6 protein-coding genes are annotated in these 8,357 nt (G+C 54.2%); 2 read left to right on the top strand and 4 right to left on the bottom strand.

Translation table 11 applies throughout. The features are described from left to right. Together Q1Y74_RS12800 and Q1Y74_RS12805 are read left to right on the top strand one after the other, a co-directional pair. The coding region (locus tag Q1Y74_RS12800; protein WP_300814694.1) for a transposase at nucleotides 1-229 on the top strand (229 nt) is incomplete at its 5' end. A 60-nt stretch (nucleotides 230-289) separates the two neighbouring features. Then, the gene (locus tag Q1Y74_RS12805) at nucleotides 290-880 is read left to right on the top strand and encodes a hypothetical protein (RefSeq protein WP_300814695.1); all 591 of its coding nucleotides are present in this window, start codon (nucleotides 290-292) and stop codon (nucleotides 878-880) included. A 510-nt stretch (nucleotides 881-1,390) separates the two neighbouring features. Here the strand turns inward: Q1Y74_RS12805 and Q1Y74_RS12810 are convergent. From Q1Y74_RS12810 to Q1Y74_RS12825, 4 genes are all read right to left on the bottom strand, one after another. Next, complete coding sequence (locus tag Q1Y74_RS12810) at nucleotides 1,391-2,776, bottom strand: TIM-barrel domain-containing protein (protein WP_300814696.1); 1,386 nt, start codon at nucleotides 2,774-2,776, stop codon at nucleotides 1,391-1,393. 1,148 nt (nucleotides 2,777-3,924) lie between these two features. Next, nucleotides 3,925-7,323, bottom strand: coding sequence for an AAA domain-containing protein (locus tag Q1Y74_RS12815; protein WP_300814697.1), 3,399 nt, complete (start codon nucleotides 7,321-7,323; stop codon nucleotides 3,925-3,927). Continuing rightward, nucleotides 7,313-8,104, bottom strand: a complete 792-nt coding sequence (tatC, locus tag Q1Y74_RS12820) for a twin-arginine translocase subunit TatC (protein ID WP_300814698.1) — start codon at nucleotides 8,102-8,104, stop codon at nucleotides 7,313-7,315. The genes Q1Y74_RS12815 and tatC overlap by 11 nt, the downstream gene beginning before the upstream one ends. Before the next feature lie 106 nt (nucleotides 8,105-8,210). Then, nucleotides 8,211-8,357, bottom strand: a 147-nt coding sequence (locus tag Q1Y74_RS12825; protein WP_300814699.1) for a twin-arginine translocase TatA/TatE family subunit, incomplete at its 5' end; no start/stop codon positions are given.

Here is an 8,357-nt window from a genome sequence, read left to right on the forward strand (position 1 = left end):
GAAGATACTGCCGTGGGTACATATCGCCATCAGCAATGCCAAGAGATTGCTTCTGGATATGCACCACAGGATCAAGCATGAGTATCTACAGTATTACCTTAACGAATTCTGCTACAAGTTTAACAGAAGGTATTTCGGAGAGAAGCTCTTCGACAGGGCCGTCTTGGCTGCCATCAGCTACAATACCGATTTCAAGTCAAGAACATACAGACGGACAATATGCGGATAATCATTAAATATTATTATGTCAAGGTATGAAAGTTCACGCTTTGTGAAAAATCCTAAGACAATGAATAAAGAAATCCTCAAAGCAGCATGTGACAAACTTGGTTGGACATATAAAGTCCAGGGTGAAGACCTCATTGTAACCGATGCAAAGCAAAAGGAAAAGGTCTATGGTGAATATGTTCTGAGAGTTTCAGGATCAACTGTGACCTATAATAGCTACTATCTGTCAAATGGTGGGCAGTTAGTAGCAGATTTACAATCTGTTTTCTTTCCTCTTAATGTAGAGTATGCCAGGAAGACTGTGGTAGATGCTTTCAAGAAGAAAGGCTTCACGCTAAAGAAACTATATGATTTCGCTCCTACAGCTGAGGAGGTCGATCGTTTTTGTATGGTAGGCTATACAAAGCTCGAAGATGAGAAGGAGAAACGTTACGAGATAAAGTTCTCGATTCTCAATGATGGTACAGTAGTAACTGATTCAAACTATTTGCCAGATGATGTTAACGAGAGAGCTCATGCTGCCATGGACGATTTACAGGAGGCATTTGGCAACAAACGTATCATGACCAAGAAACCGGAATATGATATAATGATTGCTCGTCTTAAAGAGCAAAAGAAGATAACAAACAAGAACACTCAAACCATTAAGTAATATGGAAGAAACATTTAGAACTATTAAGGATATGCTCAATGCTGGGTTTCCTTTATTGTATTTAGTTACTTCTGAATACAGCCGAGTAACCCAGAAACTGAGAAAAATTGCATTTGAAGGCGATTACGCTTTCCATACATGGGATTGCGTTGATTTTTTGAGAACTCATAACAAGAACCAAAATAATCGACTGGAAGGTATTGTGTCACATCCGGAGTATGAGAGTACTCAGGATTGCGAAACTCTTTTGGAATACCTACATAAAGGACTTAGCAAATCGGAAGATGACTCAAAGGAAATTTTCCTTATTGAAGATTTTCACAAGTACTTTGATAGGGAGAAGGTAATCGTCAGCTTACGTAAACTGTCAAATGAGATGAAAAAAATTAATAAACATATTATTTTTCTATCACCATCATATCAGCTTCCTGATGAAATTGAAAAATACGTTACAGTCATCTCTGTCCCTCTACCAGACCGAAGAGATTTAGATCGTCGACTTAAGAGTATTTATCCTGATCCTATTGACGAAGACTTGAAAAAATATATTCTGGATGCAGCCACCGAACGGAACGAACCGTCGGCAGTCATCAAGTCGAAATTGCTGTCTTTCACGTTGAAATGGTCGGGCTCGGTCGAGTCGGTCCACCAAGCATCCATTCCCATGTCGTACATCGGGGTGAGGTACCGCCAGTAAAGGTCGCGCGCCTTCTCATTGAACGGGTCGTATGGAGCTGTACCCGAGTTCCACGGCCACGTATCGAAAGGAAGCAATGCCTTCATCTCTTTCAGTTCCTTATACTGGTCAGTCCAAGGGCCGAAGCTGGCCCAGATGGAAATCATCAGGTGAGCATTCCGTTTATGAACATAGTCCACCATTTCCTGCGGGCTCTTGATGCGGGGTTCTTTGGTCAACAATTTGGGCTGCTCGCCGCCGGGCATGTACTTCATCCATTTTTCGTCCCCAATCTTGTTGATATAATAAGGATTCATAAACTTCATGGCATTCCAGTTCGAATCGCAGCCCCAGTACTGCCAGTCCTGCACAATGCCATCGAGCGGGACTTCCAGCTCACGATACTTGTCCAGGACGTTGCACAGCTCGTCCGGAGTCTTGTACCGCTCGCGACACTGCCAATAGCCCATCGCCCAAAGCGGAAACATGGTGGCCTTCCCCGTCAGGTCGCGCAAAGAAGCGATTACGCCATCCATCGTGCCATCGCGATAAAGGAAAAAATAGTCTGAAAGCAGCCCCACCTGGGAGGTAAACGAAGTTTCGTAAGGGCTGTCGTTGAACTGGGAGACGGCCGGATTGTCCCAATAGACTCCATAGCCTCTGGCCGAAGTAAAATACGGAATACAGATGTTGGTATTGACGTTGCGCAACTCAATCTGCTGGTTGCGGTGATTCATGACTCCGGCCTGACGCTGTCCCAGGCCATAGATTACTTCATCCGGCTGGAGCATAAAAGCCTGGCTCACTTTATAGGAGCTTTTATTCACGTCCCTGCGCGGCAGGAAGTTGGTTCCGTAAGGCTTTTCGGCCAGCAGGGTATTTCCTTTCAGGTCCCGGTATTCCACGCGGCCAGTTTCCGCATCGAGAATCACCACAAGATTGGAGGTTGTCAGAACCACCTCTTCTGCCTTTTGCCCGAATGAGAAATCCACTTTCTGAGGCGTCATTACCACCGGATAACTCTTCTTCTCCGGCATCTCCGCAGAAGGATACTTGACCACGCGCACAATAGAGGGAGAATAAAAAACGATTTCACCGTTGAGCACAGGTTGTGACGTAGAGAACCTGACTCCCGATTCTGTTCTCTCGACGGTCTGCCCCATCAGAGAAGCAGCGGCCAGAAAAAGCAGCGCCGCCAGACCAAACTTTCTTCTTTTCATGATACATTTATTTTTGGGTTAATATGTACACAAATGTAGGCCTGAAAGCGGCTGTCGGCCGATAATCATGTTGCAGGGATGATGCACTCCGGTTGAATTGGACGATTGTTTCATTCTTTTGTCCGTTTGTTGCATTCCAGGCAGGATGCAGGCCGGGGCCGGCCGGACGGCAAGACTTGTCCCGCCATGAGGGAACAGCCTCCGGACACGCGGCCGGCCGTTTGAACAAATGCAAAGTCAAAACAGGAAACGGCGGCAAAAAGTCAGCATAAACGGGATTTTCCTGACACAGGCCTTTTGCCAAACACGCCAGACAGAGGCCGGAAAGGCGCATCCGGCCTGCCCGGAGCGTCCGCCATGCAAGCTCCGTCCGCCCACCGTGCTTGCTCCGTCCGCCCACCATGCTTGCTCCGTCCGCGCAGATTGCTTGCTTGGAGCGGGCAGAATGCTTGTTGCGCACGCCAAAAAGCCTTGTTCCGGCCTCCCGGAAGGGTAGTTGGCTCCTGAAATGTGGCTTTCCGGAGCCTCAAGGAGGACATTTTCCTGCTCCGGAAAGCCTTTTTTCCGCTATTTCAAATGTAAGGATTTCGCTATCGTCCTGCCATGCAGCCGATTACGGATTTCCGCTCCCGTTTTTCCGTGCAAGCCGGACGGAAGGCCGAAAAAACGGATTCTCGGGCATCGGGAAAGTCAAAGTGTCAAAATGTAAAGAAAGGAACGGACAAGCTGTACGATAAAGACGGGCTATCCAGACTTCGGCCTCTGCGGAACTTGCGGAAATAAATGAAGCCGGCAGAAACATTGCCGGCCTGCACCCGGCTGAGGGATAAAAGGCCCATGCAGCCTGGCATCTCTGTCCGCCCAGCCGCATGCCGTCAGCAACCGGCAACGGGCGGGATACGGAAAGCCGCCCGCAGAACAGCCTCAACCTGTTCGCGGAAACAAAATGCGTCAATCAACCCAAAAGACAGCCGGAAATGATGCCCAGATAAAAAAAAGGGAAGTCTCACGACTTCCACAATTCTTCTAACCTTAAATCTAAATCTCTATGAAAAAAACGTGTTGCAAAGATAGTGGTTTATTTCACACGGCGCTATTAATAAAGCATATAAAGTGCCGATTTTTTGTAAAAAAGTTATAAACTCCTCTTAAACAAGGTCTTTTAGGGTAGGAACAGAGTCCAGCAGGCGGGCATAGATGGGGTTCAGCCTCAACAGGTCCGGCACTCCCGTCAGAAACATTTGCAGGCGGGCACGGGTCAGCGCCACATTCAGCTTGCGGTCTATCTGCACGCCGTCCTCCTCCGTCAGGTTGGCCAGGAACTTCAGCTGCACGGCGCGGTTCACGCAGAAGGAATAGATGATGACATCGCGCTCGCTGCCCTGGAAGCGCTCTACGGTGTCCACCAGTATGTCGTTCAGCGGAGCGATGCCCAGCGCCGCGAGTTCGCTGCGAATCATGGCAATCTGGCTGCGGTAGGGCGTAATGACGCCCAGCGCCCGCAGGGGGTCGAAGGAGCCGAGGGAGGCATACTGCCTGTAAACAGCTTCCGCCACTCGTGCCACGATGCGGGCTTCGGAGCGGTTGGTCTTTACGGACTGCATGGGCGGTTCGGGGACGGAGGGCAGAAAGGCCACGCGGCAGGTCAGCAACCCGGCAAGCCCGGTACCGGCCATGCAAGGCGCAGGTGCGAGCTCGCCCTGCTGGTGGGGCAAGCCCACGGGGAGCAGGCGTCCGCCATAGAAAGCCCGGTTGGGGAAGGCGGCCACCTCCACGTTCATGCGGCCCTGCCGGCAAAGCATGTCGCGGCAACGGGCACCGGAGGTGCGGTAAAGGCGCTCGAAGAGCGAGTCCTTCAGGTTGCACAGCCCGACGGCACGCAGACGCCCGTCGGCCACCTCGGACTGCCCGGACGACTGGAGTATCACGGCGGGGAGCTGCTTGTGGTCGCCTATCATCACAAACTTCCCGATGGCATTGCCGCCGCCGGGAGCGCGCATACACAGCAGGCCCAGCAGCTGCGGCTCCAGTATCTGCGTGGCCTCATCAATCAGGGCCACGTCGAAGGTCTTGAGGCGGAACAGGTCGGTCTTGGACGAGAAGGTGGACACCGTCCCCACAAAAATGCGGCAACGGGCTATCCGTTCCTGCACCTCGCGGCGTGTGGCGCAGGGCTCCAGCACGTTCTCTATCAGGTAGGGCCGATAGGCCTCCTCGCAGGCCAGCTCGTTGCCGATGCGGATAAAGTCGGCGGGAGGGTTGATGGAGGTCAGCATCTTGCAGATTTCGTCCACCGCGCGGTTGGTGTAGGACAGCAGGAGCAACTGCTTGCCCTCGCCGTGGAAGGTCTCCACCATGCGCCGCAGGGCCCGGGAAGTCTTGCCCGTCCCCGGAGGGCCCACCAGCAGGAAGTAGTCCCGGGCGGCCTGCGCCTTCAGCGCGATGCGGGCAAAATCGTCGTCGGCCCGGGCAATGGCAGTGTCGTAGGAGCTGTCGAACTCGGGCTCGCGCTGCCCCAGCAGCAGGGCCCGCCGTCCGGGCGTGGCAGAGAGGAACGCGGCCAGCCCCTGAAACATGCCGCGGAAAGCGGTGTCCATGTAGTCGTGCTCAACGGCATAGCGGGAAGTGGCGGGCAGCACGCCCGCATTCTGCTGCGCCATGCGGAGGCGGAGGAGGACACTCTCGCGCGTAATCTGCTCGATGTTGGCCTTGAACACCATCTTGCAGGTGACGTTGTCGGCATCCGAGTTGCGTTCGTAGAGCACCACGGCGTCTCCCTGACGGAAGTTGGGCAATGCGCCCGAAGCGGTTTCCGCACGCCCCTCAGGAATGGAGAGGAGCAGGGCAGGCCTGCGGGCATCGGCGGCCCGGTTCCCGGTAATGGTCAGGTCGTAAAGGATTTCGCCCGCCTCGCACTTCTCTTCGAGCGTGGAGAGCCACAAGGACGAGGCGCCCGTACGGCTTTCATTGTCCACATCGCCCGACTTGGAGGTATAGAGTTCTTTGGTGATGAAATTATATAAGGTATAGAAATAGCTCCGCTCCAGCGGAGAGAGCGCGTTGACCTTGTCCGCAAAAGCCCCGATGGCGGGGCAGAGGTAACGCTTCCAGAGGGTGTTGTCCAGACCGCGCTCGTTCAGGGTGGCGGGGTTGATGTCTGCCAGCCGCTCGGCCGTGTAGCGGGGGTGGTTGTGCAGCTGGATGCCGTATTCGCCGGCCACAATGCGGTTGCGCACATCCATCACACGGCGCACCAGCGCCCAGGAGGGACGGGCCGGATAGAGCAGCGGATAGCGGGTGTAGAGCAGATAGGCCTTCACGCGGCGGTGGTCCATGCCCATGGAGTACTCCAGCACGGCCTGATAGAGCATCATCTGCACCTTGTTGTTCTCCTTCGGCTCCACCTTGCCGCGGATGCTGAACTCGTCGGCCTTGCCCGACTTCATCTCGATGAACGACGACATGTCGCGCTGCATGTAGTCCAGTCGTCCCTGAAGGCCCAGCGCCTCGCAGATGTACGACGGCTCCAACACGGCGTCGGTCTTGTCCAGGTCGTAGCCTGCGGCGAGGAAGGTCTCCGTCACCGTCCGGCGGATGTTCTCAAAGTGGCGCTTGCAGTCGGCAAAGAACTCGCGCTCCTTCTCGCGGTCGAGCAGGTCGGGACAGGACGCGAGTTCGATGGGATAGGTGCGGAAGGCCTTCTTCATGCAGGCCAGATAGTCGGGAGCCTCCTCGGCATGAATCCATTCGTCCAGAAAGAGGTTGGCAATGTTACCCAACAGCAGGGCGCGGGTGTTCTCGGGCAGTTGGAGGCGGGACAGCAGGTAATTGGCCGGATGGTGGCCGTACTCCTTGAAGCACTCCGCCAGCGAACTGATGTCTATCAGGTAGTCGGGCTCCAGGATGAGGAAGGAAGGCGTCAGCACGCCGGCCTCGTCCACCGCCACGTCCAGCAGGTTGAGCTGTGCGTGCCTCCAGAGCAGGGAACAGGTCTGCGCAAACTCCTCGTTGACCTGGGGCACGCCGTAGCGCACCTTCAGCAACTCGTCGGACACGGTGTCCGCAGGCGAAACATAGAGATAGTGTTCGTCGGAATACTGGAAACAGACACGCATCCGCCGGATGCGTTCGCGGGCGGGAGGAGCCACCACGTAAGTGGCATCGGCACGGGGAAGCCGACGGTAGAGCGTGGCGGGTATGTCCCCGCCCGTCAGCCGCTTGAGGAAGAAGGCCAGCGTCTTGACATCGCGCAGCAAGCGGTCGGGCAAAGGAGCCTCCTGGCGGTTCAGTACGGCGTTGGACGTCAGGCGGAAGGTGTGCAGACGGTTCTGCTCCACAATGTCCAGCCCCAACTTGGCAGCCACGAAACTGATGCGCGCAGAGAGGTCGGTCATCTGCAATGTGCCGTCCGTCATCTGCGAGCGGCACAGGTGCTCCAGCATCTCACGCAACTGGCGGTAAGCGCCACGCAGGGCAGTCTCCTCATCCCGAACGCCGCATACGGCCTCAAGCAGGGCGTAGTATTCGTTTACCTCATCAATCTCCATGTTTGTCTTTAATCATCAGTATGCTCAATTCGTAGAGCAGATAGAGCGGAACGGAAACCACGGTCAGCGTGAACGGGTCGCCCGTGGGAGTGATGACAGCCGCCACAATCACGATAACGACCAGTGCATGACGCCGGTACTTCCGCAGCATCCCCTTGTGGACAATGCCCAGCAGGGACAGCAGCCAGGTGACCAACGGCAGCTCGAAAGCCAGTCCCATGCAGAGGACCATCATCATAAAGTTGTCTATGTAGGAATTCAACGAAATCTGGTTCTCGATGGCCGCGCTCAGGTGGTAGGTGGAAAGGAAACGCAAGGTCAGCGGATAGACCATGAAATACCCCAACAGCACGCCCACGTAGAACATGACCGTACCCACGCCCAACGCCTTTCGGACCCCGCGGCGCTCGTTGGGATAAAGGGCAGGGCTGACAAAACGCCACAACTCGAAGAAGCAATAGGGAGCGGCCGTCACGACAGACATCCAGAAGGCGGTTGAAATGTGGATGAAGAAAGGAGCGGCCAGGTTGATGTTTATCAGCTTCACGTTGAATTCCTGCGTAAAGAACTCGCCTTGCAGGTCAAACACGCGGCCGATATAACGAAGCAGGTCGTAAAAGATGAAATCGTTGCGGCAGGGAGCCATTACCACTGCGTCGAACAGATAGGGCATGGCTACGAAATAGAGCAGAGCCAATACAAACCACACGCCAAGTATCCGAAACAATACCCGGCGCAACACATCCAGATGGTCCCAAAAAGTCATCTCGCTGTCTGCCATAGCTTATATTGGTTGAGGGAAGAACAGGGGGAGGAGAAAAAAAGGAAACGCCCCACGAAGAACAAGCCGAACGGTTGGAATTCTCAGACACAGAATTGGCGTTCGCTTATTTCTCCTTTTCGGTAGTGTTCACTTCGTCCTTGGCTTTCTCAATTTCTTCCTTTGCCTCGTTCACTCCTTCCTTGAAGCTTTTCACCCCTTTGCCCAGACCACGCATCAGTTCGGGAATCTTCTTGCCGCCGAACAGCAGCAG

Origin of the sequence: uncultured Bacteroides sp., from assembly GCF_949298305.1 — a bacterium.
GTDB lineage: Bacteria > Bacteroidota > Bacteroidia > Bacteroidales > Bacteroidaceae > Bacteroides.

Coding starts and splice junctions, on each gene's coding strand:
- Q1Y74_RS12805 (WP_300814695.1), top strand. CDS start 290: ATGAATAAAGAAATCCTCAAAGCAGCATGTGACAAACTTGGTTGGACA.
- Q1Y74_RS12810 (WP_300814696.1), bottom strand. CDS start 2,776: ATGAAAAGAAGAAAGTTTGGTCTGGCGGCGCTGCTTTTTCTGGCCGCT.
- Q1Y74_RS12815 (WP_300814697.1), bottom strand. CDS start 7,323: ATGGAGATTGATGAGGTAAACGAATACTACGCCCTGCTTGAGGCCGTA.
- tatC (WP_300814698.1), bottom strand. CDS start 8,104: ATGGCAGACAGCGAGATGACTTTTTGGGACCATCTGGATGTGTTGCGC.